The organism is Herbaspirillum chlorophenolicum (genome assembly GCF_001189955.1).
Lineage (GTDB): Bacteria > Pseudomonadota > Gammaproteobacteria > Burkholderiales > Burkholderiaceae_D > Herbaspirillum > Herbaspirillum chlorophenolicum.
Genome location: NZ_LFLT01000010.1, coordinates 104867 through 128556 on the forward strand (window position 1 = coordinate 104867; position 23690 = coordinate 128556).

Annotated in this window: 22 protein-coding genes; 9 read left to right on the forward strand and 13 right to left on the reverse strand. The window is 61.4% G+C overall.

Annotated features, from left to right (window positions below; translation table 11 throughout):
• The first annotated feature begins 393 nt into the window (after positions 1-393).
• Positions 394-2262, forward strand: coding sequence for a phosphoenolpyruvate carboxykinase (GTP) (locus AKL28_RS08970; RefSeq protein ID WP_050467779.1), 1869 nt, complete (start codon positions 394-396; stop codon positions 2260-2262).
• A 99-nt stretch (positions 2263-2361) separates the two neighbouring features.
• Here the strand turns inward: AKL28_RS08970 and AKL28_RS08975 are convergent, their stop codons facing one another.
• The gene (locus tag AKL28_RS08975; RefSeq protein ID WP_050467819.1) at positions 2362-2805 is read right to left on the reverse strand and encodes an acyl-CoA thioesterase; all 444 of its coding nucleotides are present in this window, start codon (positions 2803-2805) and stop codon (positions 2362-2364) included.
• 371 nt (positions 2806-3176) lie between these two features.
• Between AKL28_RS08975 and ahpC the strand changes: the two genes are divergently transcribed.
• Together ahpC and ahpF are read left to right on the forward strand one after the other, a co-directional pair.
• Entirely contained in the window at positions 3177-3740 is a 564-nt protein-coding gene (ahpC, locus tag AKL28_RS08980) for an alkyl hydroperoxide reductase subunit C (RefSeq protein ID WP_050467780.1), read from the forward strand.
• A gap of 142 nt (positions 3741-3882) precedes the next feature.
• On the forward strand, positions 3883-5481 hold the full coding sequence (gene ahpF, locus AKL28_RS08985; protein WP_050467781.1) for an alkyl hydroperoxide reductase subunit F: 1599 nt from the start codon (positions 3883-3885) through the stop codon (positions 5479-5481).
• A 278-nt stretch (positions 5482-5759) separates the two neighbouring features.
• On the opposite strand, the gene AKL28_RS08990 is transcribed toward ahpF, so the two are convergent.
• From AKL28_RS08990 to AKL28_RS09005, 4 genes are all read right to left on the reverse strand, one after another.
• On the reverse strand, positions 5760-6914 hold the full coding sequence (locus AKL28_RS08990; protein WP_050467782.1) for a D-alanyl-D-alanine carboxypeptidase family protein: 1155 nt from the start codon (positions 6912-6914) through the stop codon (positions 5760-5762).
• Between the two features lie 249 nt (positions 6915-7163).
• Positions 7164-7826, reverse strand: a complete 663-nt coding sequence (locus tag AKL28_RS08995) for an alpha/beta hydrolase (protein ID WP_050467783.1) — start codon at positions 7824-7826, stop codon at positions 7164-7166.
• A gap of 22 nt (positions 7827-7848) precedes the next feature.
• Complete coding sequence (locus AKL28_RS09000; protein ID WP_050467820.1) at positions 7849-8169, reverse strand: (2Fe-2S) ferredoxin domain-containing protein; 321 nt, start codon at positions 8167-8169, stop codon at positions 7849-7851.
• Between the two features lie 107 nt (positions 8170-8276).
• Positions 8277-9413, reverse strand: coding sequence for a VanZ family protein (locus tag AKL28_RS09005; protein WP_169801837.1), 1137 nt, complete (start codon positions 9411-9413; stop codon positions 8277-8279).
• A gap of 147 nt (positions 9414-9560) precedes the next feature.
• Between AKL28_RS09005 and AKL28_RS09010 the strand changes: the two genes are divergently transcribed.
• The 4 genes from AKL28_RS09010 to argB all read left to right on the forward strand — a co-directional run bounded on the left by AKL28_RS09010 (position 9561) and on the right by argB (position 13070).
• Positions 9561-10439, forward strand: a complete 879-nt coding sequence (locus AKL28_RS09010; protein WP_050467785.1) for a biotin--[acetyl-CoA-carboxylase] ligase — start codon at positions 9561-9563, stop codon at positions 10437-10439.
• Positions 10440-10450: 11 nt separating this feature from the next.
• Positions 10451-11221: a type III pantothenate kinase gene (locus AKL28_RS09015; protein ID WP_050467821.1), complete on the forward strand. Its 771-nt coding sequence runs from the start codon at positions 10451-10453 to the stop codon at positions 11219-11221.
• Positions 11222-11268: 47 nt separating this feature from the next.
• Positions 11269-12066 (forward strand): hypothetical protein, encoded by a 798-nt coding sequence (locus AKL28_RS09020; RefSeq protein WP_050467786.1) that lies wholly within the window; start codon positions 11269-11271, stop codon positions 12064-12066.
• Between the two features lie 110 nt (positions 12067-12176).
• Positions 12177-13070: an acetylglutamate kinase gene (gene argB / locus AKL28_RS09025; protein WP_050467787.1), complete on the forward strand. Its 894-nt coding sequence runs from the start codon at positions 12177-12179 to the stop codon at positions 13068-13070.
• 158 nt (positions 13071-13228) lie between these two features.
• On the opposite strand, the gene AKL28_RS09030 is transcribed toward argB, so the two are convergent.
• The gene (locus AKL28_RS09030) at positions 13229-14131 is read right to left on the reverse strand and encodes a TraB/GumN family protein (protein WP_082221426.1); all 903 of its coding nucleotides are present in this window, start codon (positions 14129-14131) and stop codon (positions 13229-13231) included.
• A 95-nt stretch (positions 14132-14226) separates the two neighbouring features.
• Between AKL28_RS09030 and AKL28_RS09035 the strand changes: the two genes are divergently transcribed.
• The gene (locus AKL28_RS09035; RefSeq protein WP_050467789.1) at positions 14227-14970 is read left to right on the forward strand and encodes a pyrimidine 5'-nucleotidase; all 744 of its coding nucleotides are present in this window, start codon (positions 14227-14229) and stop codon (positions 14968-14970) included.
• Between the two features lie 30 nt (positions 14971-15000).
• On the opposite strand, the gene AKL28_RS09040 is transcribed toward AKL28_RS09035, so the two are convergent.
• The 4 genes from AKL28_RS09040 to AKL28_RS09055 form a co-directional block, all read right to left on the reverse strand.
• Complete coding sequence (locus AKL28_RS09040; protein ID WP_156226279.1) at positions 15001-15564, reverse strand: Fur family transcriptional regulator; 564 nt, start codon at positions 15562-15564, stop codon at positions 15001-15003.
• A gap of 111 nt (positions 15565-15675) precedes the next feature.
• A complete protein-coding gene (locus tag AKL28_RS09045; protein WP_050467791.1) occupies positions 15676-16665 on the reverse strand; it encodes a tyrosine recombinase XerC in 990 nt (329 codons plus the stop codon).
• A 75-nt stretch (positions 16666-16740) separates the two neighbouring features.
• Positions 16741-17409: a DUF484 family protein gene (locus AKL28_RS09050; RefSeq protein ID WP_050467792.1), complete on the reverse strand. Its 669-nt coding sequence runs from the start codon at positions 17407-17409 to the stop codon at positions 16741-16743.
• A gap of 299 nt (positions 17410-17708) precedes the next feature.
• Positions 17709-18875: a porin gene (locus tag AKL28_RS09055; RefSeq protein ID WP_050467793.1), complete on the reverse strand. Its 1167-nt coding sequence runs from the start codon at positions 18873-18875 to the stop codon at positions 17709-17711.
• 367 nt (positions 18876-19242) lie between these two features.
• Here AKL28_RS09055 and AKL28_RS09060 point away from each other — a divergent pair, with 367 nt between their 5' ends.
• Entirely contained in the window at positions 19243-20868 is a 1626-nt protein-coding gene (locus tag AKL28_RS09060) for a tetratricopeptide repeat protein (RefSeq protein ID WP_050467794.1), read from the forward strand.
• Positions 20869-20951: 83 nt separating this feature from the next.
• Here AKL28_RS09060 and dapF read toward each other — a convergent pair whose 3' ends face one another.
• From dapF to AKL28_RS09075, 3 genes are read right to left on the reverse strand one after another with little or no spacing between them, the layout of a single operon-like run.
• A complete protein-coding gene (dapF, locus tag AKL28_RS09065; protein WP_050467795.1) occupies positions 20952-21809 on the reverse strand; it encodes a diaminopimelate epimerase in 858 nt (285 codons plus the stop codon).
• Positions 21810-21865: 56 nt separating this feature from the next.
• Complete coding sequence (locus AKL28_RS09070; RefSeq protein WP_050467796.1) at positions 21866-22753, reverse strand: LpxL/LpxP family acyltransferase; 888 nt, start codon at positions 22751-22753, stop codon at positions 21866-21868.
• A complete protein-coding gene (locus AKL28_RS09075; RefSeq protein WP_050467797.1) occupies positions 22750-23595 on the reverse strand; it encodes a lysophospholipid acyltransferase family protein in 846 nt (281 codons plus the stop codon). The genes AKL28_RS09070 and AKL28_RS09075 overlap by 4 nt, the downstream gene beginning before the upstream one ends.
• Positions 23596-23690 lie beyond the last annotated feature (95 nt).

Below are 23690 nucleotides of genomic sequence, written 5' to 3' on the forward strand. Positions count from 1 at the left end.
GCAACACCGCTAGAATCCAGTGTTCATGCGGATTTTGAGAAAAATCGTGTTATGCGGTTGAGTAATGAAAAAACAGTTTTTTTTTAATTTGTAATTACCCACTACATAACTCGGGTATTTTTCGCTACAAATTTCAGTAAATTCTTTTTTATCGGGGTACAATCGCTGCCACTTTTTCTCACTTTTGACTGTCGAAAAGTGACTGGAGCCCGCACCCATCGACGGCTGCGGGCCTTGCGGCCGACATTCCCGGATGTGGCCGCTATCGACAAGACCGCCGTATCGCTGGCTGGCGTAACCTTCGCCTGACATCTACCCGCCAGTTACAAGCAGACGACGATCCTGCCGTGCCAAGACGAATTCTTTAACTTTGTGGCATTGGAGGTACAACCTATGAACCAACCCCTCATGGCTGGCGTTCCCGCAGTCAACGCACCCGCGTACGTCAAACATCAGAAATTGATCAACTGGGTTGCGGAAATCGCCGCGCTGACCAAGCCGGCTCGCATTTACTGGTGCGATGGCTCTCAGGAAGAATACGACCGCCTGTGCGCCGAGATGGTTGCCGCCGGCACCATGAAGAAGCTGAACCAGGAGAAGCGCCCGAACAGCTACCTGGCTTGCTCCGACCCGTCCGACGTGGCGCGTGTGGAAGACCGCACCTTCATCTGCTCCAAAACCAAGGAAGAAGCCGGCCCGACCAACAACTGGACCGACCCGGCCGAAATGCGCCAGACCCTGAACGGCCTGTTCGACGGTTCCATGGCCGGCCGCACGCTGTACGTGGTGCCGTTCTCGATGGGCCCGCTGGGTTCGCCGATCGCCCACATCGGCGTCGAACTGTCCGATTCCCCCTACGTCGCCGTCAACATGCGCATCATGACCCGCATGGGTAAGGCCGTGTACGACGTGCTGGGCGCCGATGGCGACTTCGTGCCTTGTGTGCATACGGTCGGCGCACCGCTGGCTGCCGGCCAGAAAGACGTGGCATGGCCATGCAATGCCACCAAGTACATCGTCCACTATCCGGAAACCCGCGAAATCTGGTCCTACGGTTCGGGCTACGGCGGCAACGCCCTGCTGGGCAAGAAGTGCTTCGCGCTGCGCATCGCCTCGACCATGGGCCGCGCCCAGGGCTGGCTGGCTGAACACATGCTGATCCTCGGCGTCGAATCGCCGGAAGGCAAGAAGCACTATGTCGCGGCGGCTTTCCCGTCGGCTTGCGGCAAGACCAACTTCGCCATGCTGATTCCGCCCAAGGCGTTCGGCGGCTGGAAGGTCACCACCATCGGCGACGACATCGCCTGGATCAAGCCGGGCGCCGATGGCCGCCTGTACGCGATCAATCCGGAAGCCGGCTATTTCGGCGTGGCTCCGGGCACCAACGAAAAGAGCAACTACAACTGCATGGCCTCGGTGTCGGCCAACACCATCTTCACCAACGTCGCGCTGACCGATGACGGCGACGTCTGGTGGGAAGGAATGACCAAGGAAGCCCCGGCGCATCTGATCGACTGGCAGGGCAAGGACTGGACCCCGGCGATCGCCAAGGAAACCGGCCGCAAGGCCGCGCACCCGAACGCACGCTTCACCGTCGCCGCCACCCAGAACCCGGTGATCGACGCAGCCTGGGATGATCCGGCCGGCGTGCCGATTTCGGCCTTCATCTTCGGCGGCCGCCGCTCCACTACCGTGCCGCTGGTGACCGAAGCCCGCAACTGGGTGGAAGGCGTCTACATGGCCGCCACCATGGGTTCGGAAACCACCGCTGCGGCCGTCGGCCAGCAGGGCGTGGTGCGCCGCGACCCGTTCGCGATGCTGCCGTTTGCCGGCTACAACATGAGCGAGTACTTCCAGCACTGGCTGGACATCGGCAAGAAGATCGCCGCCTCGCCGGCCGAGCTGCCCAAGATCTACTGCGTCAACTGGTTCCGTACCGATGCCGACGGCAAGTTCGTGTGGCCGGGCTTCGGCGACAACATGCGCGTGCTGAAGTGGATGCTGGACCGCATTGAAGATCCGCAAGGCGTGAAGACCGGCGCTACCGAGCACCTGTTCGGTTTCACGCCGCGTTTCGGCGACCTGCAATGGGATGGCATCGACTTCACCGCCGAGCAGTTCGCTACCATCACCTCCATCGACAAGGCCGCATGGAAGAAGGAACTGGAGCTGCACGCGGAGCTGTTCGAAAAGCTCAAGCACAAGCTGCCGGGCGAGCTGGAAAGCGTCAAGGGCAAGCTGGAGAAGCAACTGGCTGCCTGATGGCACAGTGACATGTGCCGGTAGGTGCCGACACTTCTTCCCGTGATGAATGGAGCGCCCGCCGTGTTTGCACGGCGGGCGTTTTCATTTGGCGGCCGTTCAACCGACGGCAATCGCCGCCAGCGCCATGCGCATCGCCTCCGGGATGTCCACCGGCCGACGCGACTCCCGGTCGACATAAACATGCACAAAATGTCCCTGGGCCGCAGCGCTGTCTTCGCCTTCCTTGAAAATGCCGATCTCGTAGCGCACGCTGCTGCGTCCTACATGCGCCACCCGCACGCCGACGTCCACCTGGTCCGGAAACGCCACCGAAGCGAAATAATTGCAACGTGTCTCGATCACCAGACCGATCACCGGGCTGCGTTCGATGTCCAGCACGCCGCTTGCCACCAGGTAATGATTCACCGCGGTGTCGAACCAGCTGTAATAGACGACGTTGTTGACGTGGCCGTAGACGTCGTTATCCATCCAGCGCGTCTGGATGGCATGGAAGTGGCGGTAGTCGGCGCGATGGCCGGGGACAGGTTTGTGCTCGCTCATGGTGGTCGTGGTGTTGGTCGGTGGACGGATGGTGCAGTGCGCACAAAATGCGCTTCCTTGCAGTAACATTGCGGCGGGATTCTTGTCCTGCGGCATCGCCACCGTGCTGTTGAGCTCCGGAGGGTGCTGCCTCAATGTTAAGCGATCGCGGCCGGAATGTACCGATGTGGCGGCTTGCAGAAACGTGTTGCGCCGCCATGTGATTCGGGTGGGCATGCAATGCCCGCGCGCAACCGGGATCGATAGCATTGCTCTTGATGTCGATAGTTAAATCCAATCAAAAATATTGATTAAATAAAATTGATCTATTTCGTTTGGCGTTTTACTATTGTTCCCACTGCTTCACTCAACCCCCTAAAAAGGAAATAAATATGTCCCTGATCAACACCACTATCAAACCTTTCAAGGCAACTGCATACCACGATGGCAAGTTCGTCGACATCTCCGAAGCGACTCTGAAGGGCAAATGGTCCGTGTTCGTGTTCTATCCGGCTGACTTCACCTTCGTCTGCCCGACCGAACTGGAAGATCTGGCAAATAACTACGAGCAATTCAAGAAGCTGGGCGTCGAAGTCTACGGCATCTCGACCGACACCCACTTCGCCCACAAGGCATGGCACGACACTTCGGAAGCCATCAAGAAGGTCCAATACCCGCTGGTCGGCGACCCGACCGCTACCCTGGCACGCAACTTCGAAGTGCTGATCGAAGAAGAAGGCCTGGCACTGCGCGGCACTTTCGTGATCAATCCGGAAGGCCAGATCAAGGTCCTGGAAATCCACGACAACGGCATCGGCCGCGACGCTTCCGAACTGCTGCGCAAGGTCAAGGCTGCCCAGTACGTCGCTTCGCACCCGGGTGAAGTTTGCCCCGCCAAGTGGGAAGAAGGCGCTGCAACCCTGAAGCCGAGCCTGGACCTGGTCGGCAAGATCTAATCGATCGCCAGATCGATTGCAGTCCTGAAGTAATACCAAGGAAGTACACGTCCGGGCCAGCCCCGGCAAGCGGCTGAAACCCACAAGGTGGATGCCGCGGCCCGGACGCTATGAAATCTCCCAACAGAGGAAGTGAATCACCATGCTTGATGCCAATCTCAAGACCCAATTGAAGGCCTACCTGGAAAAGGTCACCCAGCCGATCGAGATCGTCGCGTCGCTGGATGATGGCGCCAAATCCCGTGAGATGCAGGAACTCCTGCAAGAAATCGTGCTGCTGTCAGACCGCATCAAGCTGGTCGAGCAACGCGATGCCGCGAACGCACGTACCCCGTCGTTCAAACTGAACCGCCCCGGGACCGATATCAGCATCGAATTTGCTGCCATCCCGATGGGCCACGAATTTACCTCGCTGGTGCTGGCCCTGCTGCAGGTCGGCGGCCACCCGATCAAGCTCGACGACAAGGTGATCGAGCAGATCAGGAACCTGGATGGCGACTACAGCTTTGAGACCTACGTCTCGCTGACTTGCCAGAACTGCCCGGAAGTCGTGCAGGCGCTGAACGTGATGTCGATCATCAACCCGCGCATCCGCTCGGTGACTATCGACGGCGCGCTGTTCCAGGGCGAAGTCGAACAGCGCCAGATCATGGCCGTGCCGACCGTCTACATGAACGGTGAAGTGTTCGGCCAGGGCCGTACCGGCGTCGAGGAAATCCTCGCCCGGCTGGATACCGGCGCCGCCGCCCGCAAGGGTGAGGAGTTGAGCGCCAAGGAGCCGTATGACGTGCTGATCGTCGGTGGCGGCCCGGCCGGCGCAGCTGCCGCGATCTATGCGGCGCGCAAGGGCATCCGCACCGGCGTCGTCGCTGAACGTTTCGGCGGCCAGGTGCTGGATACGCTGGCGATCGAGAACTTCGTCTCCGTGAAGGAAACCGAAGGCCCGCAATTCGCCACTGCGCTGGAGCAGCACGTCAAGGCGTATGACGTCGACATCATGAACGTGCAGCGCGCCGAAGCACTGGTGGCAGGCGACAAGCTGATCGAAGTGAAGCTGGCCAACGGCGGCGTGCTGAAGGGCAAGACCGTGATCCTGTCGACCGGCGCCCGCTGGCGCGAAGTCAACGTGCCGGGCGAGCGCGAATACCGCAACCACGGCGTGGCCTACTGCCCGCACTGCGACGGCCCGCTGTTCAAGGGCAAGCGCGTGTCGGTGATCGGCGGCGGCAACTCCGGCGTGGAAGCGGCGATCGACCTGGCCGGCATCGTCAGCCATGTCACGCTGCTTGAGTTCGCGGCGGAACTGAAGGCCGATGCCGTGCTGGTGAAGAAGCTCAAGAGCCTGGCCAACGTGACCATCATTACGTCGGCGCAGACTACCGAGATCACCGGCGACGGCAAGAAGGTCAACGGCATCAGCTACAAGGAACGCGAAACCGGCGAGGTCAAGCACATCGAACTGGAAGGCGTGTTCGTCCAGATCGGCCTGGTGCCCAACACCGAATGGCTCAAGGGCACTATCGCATTGAGCAAGCATGGCGAGATCGAGATCGACGCCCGTGGCCAGACTTCGATCCCCGGCGTGTTCGCTGCGGGCGATGTGACCACGGTGCCGTACAAGCAAATCGTGATCGCCGTGGGGGCGGGCGCTACTGCTGCACTGTCCGCCTTCGACCACCTGATCCGCTCGTCGGTGGACGACGAGACGCCGGCCGAGAAGAAGGAAGCGGTCGCCGCGTAAGTACCAGCCACATCAGGCAGCAAGGGAACGCCATCGGGAAACCGGTGGCGTTTTTGTTTTTGCGGTTCCCGGTTGAGCCCTTGGCCGGAACGAATGATGGCAGGTCAGGCGCGGCACAAGACGCTGGGTCCTGACTTTCGCGAGGACAACTGCATTGGTGAATTTTCCTCTATCGTCCCAGTGAAGGCCAGGCCCAGTAGCGTTTAACCGGTATCCGGGCGACCATAAAAAAACGCCATCGGACTCCGATGGCGTTTTCATTTGAAGCAGACTGCGGCTTACTTGAACATCAAGCGCAGCGAGTCCCATGCGCGGCCGAAGAAGCCGGCCGGGCCGACCGATTCCAGCGCGACCACCGGCAATTCAGCCACGGTCTTGTCGTCGATGGTGACCTTCAGGGTACCGACCTTGGCGTTTTCCGAGATCGGGGCGATCAGCGGGTCATTGCGGTCCAGGTGGGTCTTGACCTTGTCGGCAGTGCCCTTGGGGATGGTGATGTAGAGGTCGTTCTTGAAGCCGACCTTGATCTTGCCTTGCGAACCCTTCCACACGTCAGGCGTGTCGACCGGCTGGCCCTTGGCGTACAGCTTCACGGCGTCGAAGTTCTGGAAGCCCCAGTTCAGCAGCTTCTGGCTTTCCTGCGTGCGCACCTGGTCGGACACGGTGCCGATCACCACCGAGATCAGGCGGCGTTCGCCGTTGGGTACCGGGCGGTGGGCCGAGGTGATCAGCGAATAGCCGGCGCTGGAGGTGTGGCCGGTCTTCATGCCGTCGACCGTCGGGTCCAGCCACAGCAGGCGGTTGCGGTTGGGCTGGGTAATGTTGTTGTAAGTGAATTTTTTCACCGAGTAATACTTCTTGTAATACTCGGGGAAGTCGTTGATCAGGTTGCGGCACAGGATGGCCAGGTCATGCGCAGTGGTATACGTGTCCGGGCTGGGCAGGCCGTGCGGATTGGAGAAGTGGGTGTTGGTCAGGCCCTGGCGCTGCGCTTCGCGGTTCATCAATTGCACGAAGGCATCTTCGGTGCCGGACACGGCTTCGGCCACCGCCACCGCTGCATCGTTGCCCGAGACCGAAATCAGGCCGAACAGCAGGTTCTCGATCGACACCGGCTTGTTCGGTTCGATGAACATCTTGGAGCTGCTCGGATCGACCTTCCAGGCGTTCACCGAGACGCTGACTTCCTGCGGCTCGCTCAGGCGCTTGTCGCGCAGGGCGGCGAAGGCCAGGTAGGCGGTCATCAGCTTGGTCAGCGAGGCCGGCTCGACGCGCATGTCGGCATCGGCAGAGGCGATCACCTGATTGGACGAGGCGTCCAGCAACAGCCAGGACTTGGCGGCCACGGTCGGTGGCGGCAGGGTCTGCGCGGAGGTGGACAGGGCGGAAATCGAAAGGACGGTGGCGGCGAGGGCCGCAAATATTTTTTTCATCGGTGCCAAAGAAAAAATGCCAGCAGGGGGAAACATCGTTGCTGTAGTTTGAAAAGAAGATGGGCGGGTTCGGTTGCTGCTACGCAGTGGAAAGACATTTGCTGGAATTGCATGACGAACTGCACGCCCGGAATTATAAACGCCGTGCGGCTTCCGTCCCAATTTGAATGGATCGACTTCCCTGAAGATCCCCTCACGGAAACCACATACGGCGGCGTTTTACCCCATCGCCGCCGGCGCTTCCGAAACTCAGGCCTGTGGCTGGGCCGGACGGCGATGCCAGGTTTCGACCACCACGTTCTTGATATGTTGCAGCTTGCGGTGAAAAAAATGATCCGAGCCGGGGATGACCACCACCGGCAGCTCCTGCGGGCGCGCCCAGTCGAGCACGGCCGACAGCGGAATGGTGTCGTCCTGCTCGCCGTGGATCAGGATGGTGTTGGCCGGCGCCGTCGGCATCGGCCATTTGCCGGCGGCGGTGCCTACCAGCACCAGGCGCTCGGCGGCGCTGGCCGGATCGTCCTTTTGCAGGCGCTGTTGCAATTGCGCCTGCACGAAGGTGCCGAAGGAAAAGCCGCCGAGCGCCAGCGGCAGGTCCGGGTATTGGGTGCGCATGTGCTTGAGCAGCAGCGCCATATCGTCGGTCTCGCCGGCGCCGTGGTCGTGCACGCCCTCGGATTTGCCGACGCCGCGGAAATTCATGCGCACGGCGATATAGCCCAATGCGAGGAAGGTGCGCGCCAGCGTCTGGGCCACCTTGTTGTCCATGGTGCCGCCGAACAGCGGATGCGGATGGGCCACCAGCGCCAGGCCGACCGGCGCGGCGAAGGTCTCTGGGTCCGGCAGGTCCAGCGCGCATTCGAGCTGGCCGACGGCGCCGGCAATCATGAAATTCTGGGTATGTGCGTTCATTGCTTGCTTGGAATGGGGAGGCTCAGATCTTCAGGCGGTCGACGGTCTTGCCGCCGACGATGTGGGTATCGATGATCTCGTCGATGTCTTCATTGTCGACATAGGTGTACCAGGTGCCTTGTGGATAGATGACCATGACCGGTCCTTCCTCGCAGCGCTCCAGGCAGCCGGCCTTGTTGATGCGCACACGGCCCTCGCCCGCCAGGTCGAGTTGCTTGATGCGCTTTTTGGCATGTTCCTGCGCGGCCTGCGCACCCTTGTCGGCGCAGCAGGTGCGCTCGCCGGGTTTGCGCTGGTTGAGGCAGAAGAAAACGTGGTGTTCGTAGAATGGTTTGTCGCTCATGTGCGGGTTCGCCCGAGAGTGGAATTGGCGCGTTAGTGCGCTGTCAGCCTTGATGCGCTTGCTGTTGCGGGAAAGGCCGAATGTCAGGGCGTAATGATACACCCCGATCATTTTTGTTTCCGGTGTACCGGATGGTAGAGGAACCAGATCGCCAGGAAAGGCCACAGCACCGACAGGAACTGTGCGGCGCCGTCGAAGTTGAGGAATTTACCCTGCACCCAGGTCTCCAGCGTGGAGATGTAATACGGGTTGGCCGGTACCGCGTTGGTGACCGCCAGGCTGATGATCAGCGCCAGCGCGGCCAGCCGCCGTTGTGCCGTGGGCGGGGCGAATGACAGGCCGGTGACCATCATGGCGCCGATCACGATGCCGCCGGCCGAACTGGCGGAACCCCAGACGAAGGCATTTTGCGGGGCGAAAAACAGTGCGCAGGCCAAGGATTTCACGGCGATGCAGCCCAACAGGTAGAACATCACCAGCGCGCGGCGCGGCGCCTGTTTGCGCAGCAGCAGCAAGAGCAGCAGCGCCGCGCCGGTCAGGCCGCAGGCGGTGACGATGACGTCGGCCAGCCAGTATTGTTCGGCACTGAGCTGGGCATTGTTGATCCAGGTGGTGGCCAGGTCGATAGGGGTGTCGAGCAGGTCGGAGAAGAAGGCCAGCAGCGGCGGCACCAGATGGCCCAGCCCGAACAGGTGGTTTTGCGGGTAGATCAGCGCCAGCGGCCACAGTCCGGCGACCACCAGCCCGCGGCTGGCTTCGCCGGAGAACCAGCGCCGCCGCATGGAAAGGAAGCGGCTCTCCTGCAGGAAGTAGCGGCTGCAAGCCGCGCCCAGCAAGGCCCCGGCAAACGCGCCGGCGGAATTGGTGAGCAGGTCGAGGTTGGACGGTACGCGCGTAGGCAGGTAGGTTTGCACCGCCTCCATGCAGGCCGACAGCAAGACGCCGGCGGCCGTGGCCGGCCAGATCGCCCACGCCGGGGCAATGCGCGGATGCATGGCGAACACCAGCAGCATGCCCAACGGGGCGTAGCCGGCGATGTTGGTCCATATGTCGAAGCCGGTCCAGTAATAAGGCAGGCGCGACCACAAATAATCGAAAGGCCCCAGGCCCATGTCTCGCCAGCCGGAAAATGGATACCAGCTGGCATAGACGATCAGCAGCGTGTACACCAAGAGGCTCACGCGCGCGAAGGACGAGGCGGCGGGAACCGTGAGGGGCGGCTTGCTGGACGATGCCGCTGTCATGTTGGGCTTGGCTTCCATGGGGCAGAGGGTAACCGATTTCATTGGCCATCGCCGTTGCGTGGGCGGCTCTTTACATGGCGCGGAAGTGTTGCGTGGCGGGCCTGCCTGTGAGCGGCAGGCAGCGATTTGTGGCCGTCTGCCGTTACAATGCGGCCTATGAACAAGACTTCCAATTTGTTGGCTGCAGCCTTGCCCGAACCGGCCCCGCGCGAGCGCGGCGACGGTGAGATGCTGGTTCAGGGCGAGCGCGTCTCCAAGCTGCTGGCCGGCTCCGATAACGCCAACGTCAAATGCATCGTGGTCGAGGCCGTGGCGTGCACCGGTTCGACTAACGTCGACCTGATGCATCGCCTGCCGACCCTGGCGCTCCCGGTATTGCGCGTGGCCGATCGCCAGACCGCCGGCCGTGGCCGCGCCGGCCGCCCGTGGCGCACCGCGCCGGAGACTTCGCTGACCTTCTCGCTGGCCTGGCGTTTCGAGCGGCCATTGCATGCGCTGTTGGGATTGCCGTTGGCAGTGGGCGTGGCGCTGGCCGAAGCGCTCCAGGTGCTGGGCGTACAGGCGCAACTGAAGTGGCCCAACGATTTGCTGCGCGATGGCGCCAAGCTGGCAGGGGTGCTGATTGAGACCGCTGCCGATGGCAGTTCGAGCGATGCTACCTGGACGGTCATCGGCATCGGCCTGAATCTGGCCGTGCCGCCCGATCTGGAGTTCGAACTGGGCCGCGCCATCGGCGCTGCGCCTGAATTGCAGAAGCAGCCGCGCGAGACGGTGCTGGCCATCATCACCAGTTCGCTCGCCGATGTGCTGGTGGAGTTCGAGCAGCGTGGCTTTGGTGCTTTCATCGAGCGCTGGCAAGCGTTCCATTCGTATGCCGGGCAGCCGGTGAAAATACTCGATCACGGCCGTACCGTGCATGAGGGCATCGCCGCGGGCGTGGATGCGATGGGACGTTTCCTGATCGACACGGATGCCGGCCAAGTAGTGGTGCTGGCCGGTGATTTGTCATTGCGGCTGCAGGAATAAGCATGGCGGGCATGCTGCTGATCGACGCCGGGAATACCCGGATCAAATGGGCGGTTCCAGCCGAAGACGGCACTGGCCGCTGGCTGCACCAAGGGGCGGTGGCGCGCGGCGAGACTGCGTCGTTGGCAACCGTATGGCAGCAACTGGGGCTGGCAGTGGCGCGCGTGTGCGTATCCAACGTCGCGGGGCAGGCTTTGCGCGAGACCCTGGGCAGCGTATTGACGCAGGCCTTTGGCGCCGATGTTGCGGTCGAATGGTTCGCTTCGGTGCCGGAGCGCGCCGGCCTGCGCAATGGTTACGCTAACCCTGGTCAGCTCGGTTGCGACCGCTTCGCCGCGGCCATCGGCGCGCGGTCGTTGTTTCCCGGGCAAGAGCTGGTGGTTGCGACTTGCGGCACGGCAACCACGATCGATGCCGTGAGCGCAGAAGGGGTGTTCGTTGGCGGCATGATCCTGCCGGGGCTGGGCACGATGGCGACTTCACTGGCGTTGTCTACCGCGCAGCTACCGCAGATCGAGGCCATTTCGCCGCCGGCGCAGCCATTTGCCGACAACACGGTGGATGCCATCGTGTCCGGCTGTATCGCGGCGCAGGCCGGCGCCATCGAGCATGCGCTGGACGAGCGCCGCCGCCTGGCCCCCGGACGCGCCTTGCGCTGCGTGCTGGCCGGTGGCGCGGGCAAGGTGCTGGTTCCTCATCTGAGGCTGGGGGATACGGTGCTGGAAAAGGTGGATAATCTGGTCTTGATCGGCCTCTATGCGGCCATGGTCTACAGCGGCTGAACGGCCGGCTGTCTCACTGGACAAGGAAAAGGAAGACGGAAGCGCGGATGAAGCTGAAATTGCTTTTTTGGCTACTGCTGATCGGCAATGGCATCCTGTTCGGATTGCAGCATGGCTATTTAGGCGCCGCCGCTTCCGAGCGCCGCGAGCCGCAGCGCCTGGTCGAGCAGTTGCGCCCGGAGTTGCTGTCCATCCTGCCGCCCAACAGCCAGAAACTGGTGCCGCCGGTTCGCACACAAGACGCACAACCCCAGCCCGACGACGCCGCCAAGCCTGAGCAAGCGTCCGGCGCCACGTCTGTCGCCTCTGCTGCGACCGCGCCGGCCACAGCTCCGACGCCGCCCACCGCTCCCCAGCGTGCTGCCGTGGCCGTCGCGCCGTCCTGTACCGAGGTCGGCAATTTCAGCGCGACCGATGCACGCCGTTTTTCGTCGCAACTGGCCAGCCTCAACCTGGGCGACAAGATCGTCCAGAAGCTGACGCAGGACGTCACCAGCCATATGGTCTACATCCCGCCGCAGGATGGCCGCGATGGCGTCGACCGCCGTACCGCCGAACTGCGCCGCCTGGGCATCGGCGACTTCTATGTGATTCCCGAGAGCTTTCCCAATCCGGCACTGCGCTACGGTGTCTCGCTGGGCATCTTCCGCACCGAGGAAGCGGCCAAGGCCTACATCGGACAGTTGATTTCGAAGGGCGTGCGCAGCGCGCGCATCATTGCCCGCCGTTCCGGCGCCGGCAAGCAGGTGTTCCAGCTGCACGACCTGACCCCGGATGCGCGCGCTGCGCTCGACAAGATCAAGAGCGCCTTCCCGGACCAGGAAATCCGTGCTTGTTCGGCCTGATCATTCCGTTGCAGGCCCGTTGCCATTAACGCACAGCCTTCACAAACGGATCCCTCTTTCCATGTAAAATCGCGTTCCCAAGAACCCACCTCCACCCACAGGACACCGCCATGACCACCGACCTCACCAATGTTGCGCCACAGATCAAAGCCGAAATCCTGGCTGAGGCGCTGCCGTACATCCGTAAATTCCACGGCAAGACCATCGTCGTCAAATACGGCGGCAATGCGATGACCGAGGAAAGCCTGAAGCATGGTTTCGCGCGCGATGTGATCCTGTTGAAGCTGGTCGGCATGAACCCGGTGGTGGTGCACGGCGGCGGCCCGCAAATCGATGCCGCGCTGAAGAAGATCGGCAAGCAGGGGACCTTCGTGCAGGGCATGCGCATTACCGACGAAGAGACCATGGAAGTGGTGGAATGGGTGCTGGGCGGCGAAGTGCAGCAGGATATCGTGATGCTGATCAACCATTACGGCGGCCAGGCGGTGGGCCTGACCGGCAAGGATGGCGGCCTGATCCGTGCGCGCCGCATGCAGATGCCGGACAAGGAGAAGCCGGGCCAGTTCCTGGACATCGGTTTCGTGGGCGAGATCGAGGCGATCAACCCGGCAGTGGTCAAGGCGCTGCAGGACGACGCCTTTATTCCGATCATCTCGCCGATCGGCTTCGGCGATGACGGCCAGGCCTACAACATCAACGCCGACGTGGTGGCCGGCAAGATCGCAGAAATCCTGCATGCCGAGAAACTGATCATGATGACCAACATCGCCGGCGTGCAGGACAAGGCGGGCAACCTGCTGACCGACCTGTCGGCGCGCGAGATCGACGAAATGTTTGCCGACGGCACCATCTCCGGCGGCATGCTGCCGAAGATCTCCTCGGCGCTGGACGCGGCCAAGTCGGGCGTGAACACCGTGCACATCATCGATGGCCGCATCGAGCACTCGCTGCTGCTGGAAGTGCTGACCGAACAGGCTTTCGGCACGATGATCCGTTCGCACTAAGAACCTGTTTACGACTCCCGGCGAGATCGTCAACAGGTTCTAAGCGCACAGGCGCCGGCGGCGGCCGGCGTCAATGTGCAATGGTTGCGGGAATGAAAAAGGATGAGCTTGCTCATCCTTTTTTGTTTTCCGGCTGGCGGGTTTGCCCGTTACGCGGCTCAGTAAAGCTGCTCCACCTTGAGTCCCTTTGCTTTCAGCAGTGCAGGCACGCCGTGCGGGCCCACCAGGTGCAGGATGCCGATGGCGGCGACAGCTTTGTCATGCTTGGCCAGCAACGCAGCGATGCCGTCAGCCAGGTCCGGATTGCGTTCGTCCAGCAGTGCATGGCGGGTGAAGGTGCTGGCGAAGGATTGGTCTTGCTCCATTTCCTGCAGCGCGTTCTCGAAACCCCGGCTGTCTGCATGGCGCCAGGCATCGACCAGTTCGGTCAGCTTGCGGGTGGTGTCGGCGTTATCCATTTCATCGAGCGTGTCGCCCAGGAATTGTGTCTGGTGCGCGGCGTCCAGCCGGGCGAAGATGGACATCTGCCGCTCGGCGCTTTCCAGTTCCACCACTCTTGCGCCATGCGCGCGCGCGGCGCCGGCCAGGTAGTTGTCCACCGCCAGTTCGGGGCGATAGCCGCTGCTGGCATATTCCTGTACGGTCAGCGCCATGGCCAGCATCCATGGCCGCAAGCCTTGCATCTGCTCAGCGGGCAATTGGTAGCGTTTGAGTGCGGCCATCGTGCGCTGGGCCAGTGCCGGGTCGATATGGTCTTCAAAGCGCTGGCCGGGCGGGTAGACGCCGTATTTTTGCACCGCCGCCTGCAGGGCGCCGGCGTTTTGCGGGTCCAGTTCCAGTGCCAGTACGGGGGCCTTCTTCAATGCTTGCGCGATGCGCTTTTCCAGAGGATAGAAGTCGCTTGCGCCGACGTGGATGGTGCCGAACAGGTGCAGCGTGTGGCGGCCGTCGGAAACCCTGTAGAGCGCGCCGCGGTTGGGCGGTTCCTGGCCGGTTGCGGCTGAAGGTACGGCGCCACGCGCCTGCGGCAGATAAAAGCAGAACAGCAAAGCCAATGTCACTATAATCAGTCGTCCCGCAAAGCCTTTCACTGCTTGCCTTTCTTTTCTTGCATCGTTATCGCCGCGCCCATTGCGGGGCGCGGATGGTTTGATTTATGGCGTCCAATACTACACCGCTCTGGCTGTTCGATCTCGACAACACGCTGCACAACGCGTCGCACGCAATCTTCCCCGCTATCAACGCCAACATGAACCGCTATATGACGCGCGTGCTGGAGCAGGGCGGCCATCCGTGCGATGAGGAGGCAGTCAACCACCTGCGCCGCCATTATTGGAAACTGTATGGTGCGACGCTGCTGGGAATGGTGCGCCACCATGGCGTGCGCATCGAGGATTTCCTGCACGAGGCGCACTTGTTCGACGATTTGCTGGGAATGGTGCGCGCCGAACGCGGCATCGGGCGTTGGCTGCAGCAGCTTCCGGGACGCAAGATCCTGTTGACGAACGCGCCGCGCCGCTATTCCCGTGAGCTGCTGCGCCATCTTGGGCTGCACCGGCATTTCTCGCGCCACATCTCGATCGAGTCCATGCACGTGCACCGCCAGCTGCGTCCCAAGCCTTCGCGCCTGATGCTGCGCAAGTTGCTGGCGCGCGAGAAGGTCAGCCCGCGCTGCTGCATCCTGGTGGAAGATACGGTGGACAACCTGAAGACTGCCCGCGAGCTGGGCGTGCGTACTGCCTGGGTGACCCAGTACCTGATCGGCAATGCGATGCTGGGGCATCTGGCAGCGCAGCGCGTGCGTAGCCGCCTTCCTTCTTACGTTGACGTCAAGGTGAGTTCGGTGAGGCAGCTGCCGCGGCGGCTGGCCAAGCTGGGCGCTGCGCGTTCGCGGCGCTGAGAAGGCGGGTATTCGGGATGGCTGCCGGACTCAGTCTGCGCAGTCCGCACACCAGCCTTTGATGGTCAATTCCACTTCGTGGCTTTGGAATCCCTTGCCTAGTGTCTTGCGCAGGGCCGATTGCAATTGTGCGGCGGTGGAGCGGTGCTTGTCGGCGTCCGGCAGCACGGTGGCCAGGAAGTCGGTTCCATCGCTGGCGTCCAGGCAGAATACGCGCGCGCAGCGCGTGCACTTGAAATGTCCGTGCTGGTGTTGTTTGCCGTGCGAGTGGTCGTGCAGGCCATGTTCGGGATGATCGGCGCCCGCGCTGTAACGGAAGATGCGGTCGTCGCTGGAGATCTTGTGCGCCAGGCCGGCTTCGGTCAGGCAATCCAGCGCGCGATACAGGGTGACGCGGTCCATGCCGGCGAAGCGGTCCTGGATATCCTGGTGCGAGGCCGCGCTGCGGGTTTCCAGCAATGCGCCCAATACGTTCACGCGCGCCTGCGTCACGCGTACGCCGGCCTCGCGCAGCTGCGCTTGGGCCAGCGCGGCCATGGCGGCAGCCTGGGCGCTGTGGCTGCTGGCTGGGGTATCGGCGGCTTTGGCTTTCATGGGCGGCTTAACGTGATGAGAAACGAGGGGAAACGGGACGAGCATTCATCCTCTATTTTAGCCGATGCATGATGGGGTTTCCTGCCGCCGTGCAGCAGGGGCCGATGGATCCTATTTGGGACCGTTTTTCTTTGCGCGGGGATGCGCCTGGTCGTAGACCTGTGCCAGGCGCTGGAAGTCGAGGGCGGTATACACCTGGGTGGCGGTGATGGACGCGTGCCCCAGCATTTCTTGCACCGCACGCAGGTCGCCGGAGCTTTGCAGCACGTGGGAGGCGAAGGAGTGGCGCAGCATGTGCGGGTGCACATCGCTCGCCATGCCCAGCGCCTGGCCGTGGATTTTCAGGCGCAATTGGGTGACACGGGCGGACATGCGCGTGCCGCGCTCGGTCAGGAACAAGGCATGCCGATCAGGCCCCGCATCCGCTTTCACCAGCGATGCGCGGATCGGCAGCCAGTCGGCGATGGCTTGCAGGGCGGCTTGCCCTACCGGCACCTTGCGTTTTTTGTCGCCTTTGCCGGTGACGGTGACTTCGGCGTTCTCCTGATCGATCCAGCCGGCCGACTCATAAGCGCCTTCCCGGGTGTCGGCGATGTCGATCGTTGCCAGTTCGGACACGCGCAGGCCGCTCGAATACAGCAGTTCAAACATGGCGCGGTTGCATGCGGCCATCGTGGAAGAGGGATCTTTGCCGGGATTGCCCTGCGACACCAGCCGGATGGCATCATCGGCGGCCAGCGCCTTGGGCAGCGGCTTGCTTTTCTTGGGAGGCTTCACGCCGTCCACCGGATTGGCCTTCAATTCGATTTCCATCGACAGCCAGGCGAAAAAGCCGCGCCATGCCGACAATTTGCGCGAGATCGATCGTGCATTCAGCCCACGTGCGTGTAATTGTGCCGCGCATTTTCTGATCTGGACCTGGCTGGTTTTACGGAAATCCAGGGCGCCATCGTCGATTGCCGGATTGGCCGACGTGGACAGCAGGCTGTGGAGTTCTTGCAGGTCGCGCCCATAGTTTTCCGTCGTATGGGCGGACAGTTTGCGCTGGGTGCGCAGCGTGGAGAGGTATTGCTGAATCAGCGAGTGCGGGGCGGTATCCATCGGCGCTCATTCTTCAGGCTGTGCCACGCTGCCCGGGCGTGGCGAAATAAGGCGGCCGCATGGGGCGGCCCATTTTTAGCGCAGCAGGCAGGCCAGTGCCGCGCTGGCAGTTTCGCCGATGCGGGTGAGGAAGTCGGTGCCCATATCCGAAGTGAAGCGATTCGGGTCGGAAGAGCCCAGCACCAGCAGGCCGAACGAGTCCGGCGAAGCGCCGACGCGCAGCGGCAGGATCGCAACCGATTTGACTGAGGCAGCGTCTTCCAGCCATGAGGCTGCTTCGAAGTCCTTGTTGGGGCCGCAAAATGGTGCGGAGAGACCGTTGGCGAAAATCTGCGCATCTTCCGAAACCGACTGGGTGAACCATTGTGCGGAATGCGATTCGGCCAAATTCCACAGGCGCAGGGTGACTTGCGGCACATGGAAGGTTTCTTTCAACTGTTCGATCAACGTGTGCGGCAAGTCTGTCTCATTGCGCGCCAGCAGCAAGGCACGCGTCCACGCCTGGAACTTGTTGGTGATCTCGTCGTTTTCCTGGGCGATGCGCATCAGGTCGGCCATGTGCAGCTCCTGCACCTTGATCTTTTCGCGCAGGATTTCCATCTGGCGTTCTTGCAGGGAAACCGCGCGGCCCATGACCGGGCTGGTCAATTTGATTTTCGACAGCAACTCTGCATGCTCTTCGAAGAAGCCAGGGTGATCGAGCAGGTATTCGGCAATCAGATCGGAGTCCAGTTGGGTGGTCATCGCTAGTTTGTTTGTATGAGTGTCACAGCAGTTTTTCAGGCGGGATGGTTTTCATTCCATGCCGGTGGGCAATGCCTGAGGTATCGCGAGATTATCCTCGCTATCGGAAAGACTGACAATCGCTGAGGGTGCTTCTTTATGGGACTGCGTGGGCTATGAAGAATCAAAGCCGAAGAGATATGTTTGAGGGGTAGTGCCGAATAAGAAACGGGCTTGCATGATTGCTCATGCAAGCCCGAATCAGTCTTAACTCAAGTATGGAAGACCGACATTTTCATGCCGGGCATCAAATCCTTAAATTAGAACTTGTGGCGGATACCAGTGACGATAGCGGTTTGGCTAGCATCGGAACCAGTCGAACCACCGGTGATACCAGGGTTAACCATGTTGGAAGCACGCATGTTCGACACGAAAGCGTACAGGTCAGTACGCTTCGACAGCCAGTAGTCAGCACCCAGGGAGATCTGAGTCAGCTTACCCTTGTTGCTAACGGTGTCGAAGTCAGCACGTGCGTGTTGCACAGCAGCCAGCAGCTTCAGCGACGGGCTCACAGCGTACGCAGTACCGATTTCGTACAGGTCAGCCTTCTTCGAGACAGCCAGGGTAGCCGAAGTCGGAGCGAAGCCAGGGGTACCGAAGGTGTTCAGGTCTTGCTTGACGCGCGAGTAGTTTGCGTACACGCGTGCCGGGCCGAACTGGTACGAACCAATCACGTTCAGGACCTTCTGAGCGGAGTTGCCAGCGTTAGCGGCGTTGGTGTACACGCTAGCGGTGGTCGAGTTAGCCGGGATCAGGCTAACGTCCGACGGAGTCGAGCCAGCCTTGGATTGGTAGTAGTTCAGGCCCAGACCCAGAGGACCGTTTTCATACTTACCACCGATGCCGAAGGATTGACCAGCGGAAGTCTTACCAGCAGTTTCGCCGAAACCGTAGATCAGGTTACCGGTGAAGCCGCTCAGGTTGTTGGTGGTGTAGCTGATCGAGTTGTTGGTGCGAACGCCTTGCAGACGGTTCAGGTTCGAGCCGGAGTTCTGGATCAGGCCGCCGAAGTCAGCAACAGCAGTGTAGGCGCTGATGGTGTCAGCGAAGTCGGTTTGACGACCAACCAGAACGGTACCGAAGCCACCAGCCAGACCGACCACCGACTTACGACGGAACAGGTTGCTGGAAGTCACGGCGTCGCCACCTTGCAGGCCGCCATCGTCGTTGGTGAAGCCGGTTTCCAGGTTGAACACTGCCGACAGACCGCCGCCCAGATCTTCAACGCCCTTGAAGCCGATGCGCGAACCTTGAATGACGCCAGAGTTCAGTGCGAACTTGCTGCCAGTGTTGGTGCCGGTGGTTTGGACCTTGCTAATGTAAGCAACGCCAGTATCAACGATACCGTAGATAGTAACGGAGCTTTGTGCTTGAGCAGCACCTGCGAACGCGCCGAGAACGGCCAGTGCCAGCAGAGATTTTTTCATTTGACATCCTTCTATAAAAATAGTCTTGAGGATCCGTACTTCTAGTCGGATGGTGAGACATTAAGGGTTCTCATTTGGCATGGCCGCAGATTGGTCGTTTGGCGGCTTGAATTTTGGTTGAAAGCGTAAAACTCGTCGTGGAGTGTTGTTTTTTTCAAACGCTTTCCATGCGAAGGATCCGATGGAGGCAGATTTTCGCTTGCGGAGCAGGTCCTATTATCGGTCTCCGGAGCAGAAACTTGCTCCGATTCGTTTCGTGCGTCGTATTGTTGTTAAAACGATGCATTTATGGTGTTTCGCTCTCAATTTTAAAAAAATGTGATTTGTGGGGCATAATTTTGGTTTTCTGATCTATCACGGAAGGCTAATGGCAAATCGAGAAGATCTCGCAATCATCCGTGCTGCGCGGGCTGGGCAGGCCGAGGCGCAGCTTACTCTGGGTAAACGTTATCTGTTTGGCGGTAATGGTTTGCCTCAGAGTTTGGGGACGGCATTTCACTGGCTGGAGCGCGCTGCGCGCCAAGGCCTGGCAGATGCATGGATGCTGATCGCTCAACATATTCCTTATGAGGTGGTAATGCCCTTGGCCAAGCCGCAGGATGCGGCCTTATGGTACGAGCGGGCATTCGATGCCGGACTGAGCAAAGCCGGGCTGGTGTTTGCCCGGCTGGTGTTGGGTAATGTTGCGCAGATCAGCGCCGATCTTAAAAGGAAGGCGATCCGGGCGCTGGAGGTAGTGGCGCGCGAAGGCAATCCTGATGCCCAGTGGTTGCTGGCCCAGCAAAGCCCCGAGGTGCAGCAGCAGTCGGCCCCAAGCGGTGAGGAAGGGACTGCCGCTGGCGTGGAGCCGGCGCAGCAGGAACCTGCCGCAGTCCGGCCGCAAGATGAAATCCGCCAGTGGACCCAAAAGGCCGCCGACGCCGGCATCGAGCAGGCTCAGCATGCCTTGGCCGATGCTGCGTGGAGCCAATCGGATATTCCCGGATTTCTCCGGCGCGCCGAGCCCCTGGTCGATGTACTGCTCCGGCAATATGAGGTAGTGGCCAGCCAGCTGAATGCGCCGGCCGAGATGCTGGCTTCCAGCCTTGGTGGACAGAACGTGCGGTTGTTAAGGCGTCTGGCTCAGGTGCGACTGGGGGAGGCGCAGCCCAACTTGTTGTATGTCCAGCAATTGCTGGAACTCGCCGCATTGGCAGGGGACCGTGATGCCCAATTGGGGCTGGGGCTGTTATATGGCCGGATGGATGAGCAGGGCGAGCGGCAATTCCCGGGGCGAGGTTCGGCTAATTATAAGAAGGCGATCCGCTGGTTGACCCTGGCAGGGGAGCAGGGGATGGCGGCGGCCTGGTATGCCTTGTCGCGCATTTACCTGAAACCGGAATTTTCCCAGCGCAATCTGGTGGACGTGCAGCACTACCTGGAGCGTGCGGCGGAGATGGGGCACATGGCGGCGCAACTGGAGTGCGGCGTTACGGCCTGGCGCAATCGCCGCGACGATCCGGCCAATGATGTGCGCGCCCTTTACTGGCTGCAAAAGGCGGCTACCCAGGGCAGTGTCCAGGCGCAATCCTTGCTGGAGAAGGTTGCCGACCGTCCCGGCACGGCGCCGTGGGCGGTGCAGGCGCGCGCGCAGCTGACCCGCGAACTCATCAATGCCTACCCTTTCCTGGCGGCGCGCATCGAGCTGGCGGCCTTGTTCAAGCTGACGCGGCCGGAGGCCTTGCTGCTCGACCTCAAGCAGGCGGACTGCGGCCATTGCCTGATGGTGGACATCCGCGCCCAGTACGCACGCAGCAAACGCCGTCTGATCATGGTCGAGACGGGTGAAGAGCGCGGCGCGCTCAACCGCATCGGCCGCTTGTTCGAAGACGTGGACTGCGGGCCTTTCGGTCCGGAGGGCAACTATCGGCAGCGCTTGTATCGCTTGAAGGCGGCAGTGCCCGATACTGGGGCGAGCGTCGAAGAGGCTGAGGAGCAGGGTACGGAAGCTTAATTAGACTCCCCCCTTACGCAAAATGGCTTGCCATTCGGCAAGCCATTTTTTATTCACGACGGCCTCAGCCATCTGCGCCGGTATCAATCCGGCAAGTCGATTTCGCCCTCGAACACCGATACCGCGGGACCGGTCATCATGACTGGCTGGCCGGCGCCCTGCCAGGCGATGCTGAGCACACCGCCATGTGTTTGCACGGCTACCGGCGAGTCCAGCAGGCCACGGCGAATCCCCGCCACGACTGCCGCACAGGCGCCGGTGCCGCAGGCCAAGGTTTCACCGGCGCCGCGCTCATACACACGCAGGTTCACATGATGACGGTCGACGATCTGCATGAAACCGGCGTTGACCCGTCGCGGGAAGCGCGGGTGATGCTCGATCAGCGGTCCATCCTGCAGGACGGGGGCTGCTTCGGTGTCAGTCACCACCTGCACGGCATGCGGGTTGCCCATCGATACCACTGAGATCCAGTTTGTCTTGCCGGCAACATCCAGTGGCCACAGGGTGTCCAGGCCTTCCGTGCGGCTCTCAAGGCCGGCGCTGTCGAACGGCACTTCGGCGGGCGTCAGGATCGGGGCGCCCATGTCCACGGTGATGCGGCCATCTTCTTCCAGCCGGGGTTCGATGATGCCCGACATGGTTTCAACCCGGATCGCGCGCTTGTCGGTCAGGCCCTTGTCGGTCACGAACTTCACGAAGGCGCGTGCGCCGTTGCCGCATTGCTCAACCTCGCCGCCATCGGCGTTGTAGATGCGGTAACGGAAATCCACGCCATCGCCGTGGGCCTTTTCGACAACCAGCATCTGGTCTGCACCGACGCCAAAGCGGCGGTCGGCAATCAGTTTCCACTGGTCGGGCCTGAGGAAAATGGCTTGGTTGATGGCGTCCAGCACGACGAAGTCATTGCCGGCGCCGTGCATCTTGGTGAATTTGATCTTCATGAAGACATTATATGGACAGAGCCGCTCCTTTACAGGGAGAGCGGCTGAAAGATTATTCAGCCGGCCGTATCGCGGAGGTAAGGATCGGGTTCGCCGGGCGGGCGGGTCTTGAAGCGCTTATGGGCCCAGAAGTATTCGGCAGGGGTTTCGCGCACGCGTTCTTCGATGAAGGTGTTCATGCGGTGAGTGGCGGCGACGACGTCGTCGCCCGGGTAATCCGTCCAGGCCGGGTAGAAGGTAGTCTTCCAGCCGCGGTAGCCTGGCAGGAAGGTGGTGATGACAGGCACCACGTTAGCGCCGGTGGCCGCCGCAATGCGCGCGGTGGAGGTCAGGGTGGCGGCGGGGACGCCGAAGAACGGGACGAACTCGGCGTCGCGGATGCCGAAATCCATATCCGGCAGCATGATGAAGGGCAGGCCGTCGCGCATGGCGCGGATGATGGGTTTGACGCCCTTCTCACGCGACAGCAGCGTCACCGGCCGGAAGCGCGAACGGCCTTTGAGCAATGCATCGTCGACCACCTTGTTTTGCTGGCGGGCATAGATGGTGCATACCGAATAATCCGAGTTGAGCACCAGGGCGATGCCGGGGATCTCCAGGCAGACGAAGTGTGGGCACAGCAGGATGGTGGGGCCGCTGTTGATCGTATCGAAGGGGACGCCGGGCTCGACCTGGATCAGGCGCTTGAGGCGCGCTTCGGAAGCCCACCACAGGATGCCGCGCTCCAGCGCGCTGCGGGCATAAGCCTGGAAATGCCCGCGGGCAATCTGGCGGCGTTCTTCTTCGGTCTTTTCAGGAAAGCACAGGCGCAGATTGATCAGCGTGATGCGCCGGCGCGGCCTCATGTACATATAGAGCAGCGAGCCCAGTGTCTCGCCAAGGCGGCCAAGGATGGGGAGCGGCAGCCAATGCAGCAGCCACATGAGCCCGATCAGGGCCCTCATTGCATCTCCTCCGGTTTTGCCACGCCCGGCGGTACTTTGTAGCGGTTATAGCTCCATATATATTGGGCGGGGCATCGGGCGATCAGCGCTTCCATCGCGGCATTGATGGCGCGCGCCTGTTGTTGCGGAGTATCGCCCAGCTCGCTTTCAAAGGGGACGAAACGCACGGCGTAACCGCGCCCCCACGACAGCCGTTCTGCGTAGACGAGCACGATGGGCGCGCCGCTCATCTGGTGCAGCTTGGCCGACAGGGTCATCGTATAGGCCGGTTTCCCAAAGAAATCGGCCCATACGCCTTCGCCATTCTGCGGTACCTGGTCGGGCAGCAGGCCGATGGCCTGGCCGTTTTTCAGCGCCTTGAGCAGGATACGCACGCCTGCCAGGTTGGCCGGAGCCAGGTGCAGGTTGGCGCGCGCCCTTGCCCCTTCGATCAGCGGCTTGAGGGCAGCCTTGCGCGGCGGGCGATACAGCGCGCTGAGCCGGGTATTTTGCGCCACGGATTGCGCCGTGATCTCGAAACATCCCAGGTGCGGGGTAAGCAGGATGAGGCCGGACTTGGCATCCAGGGCGTTCTGGGCGAATTCCCATCCTTCGATACGGGCGGTGCGCAACACACGGCCGGGGCTGCCGCACCAGATGAAGGGCAATTCGAACATGCCTTTCCCGGCTTCGCCGATCGCCTTATATAAATGGCGGCGGTGGCCTGCGCGCTCGATGTTGTCAATGAAACGCCGCCGGTAGGAGGGCGATGCCAGAAATACCAGCCAGCCCATTACCAGCCCGATGGCGTGTAAAACCGGCAAGGGAAGAAAAGACAGCAGGCGGAATAAAGAAACGAGCATACGTGCCGATAACAGGGGACAGGGTTGTAAAAACAACCGTCAAATTGCAGAAAATCGCAAGAGGCGTAAAATAGCACATGCCGTCGAGTTAATGA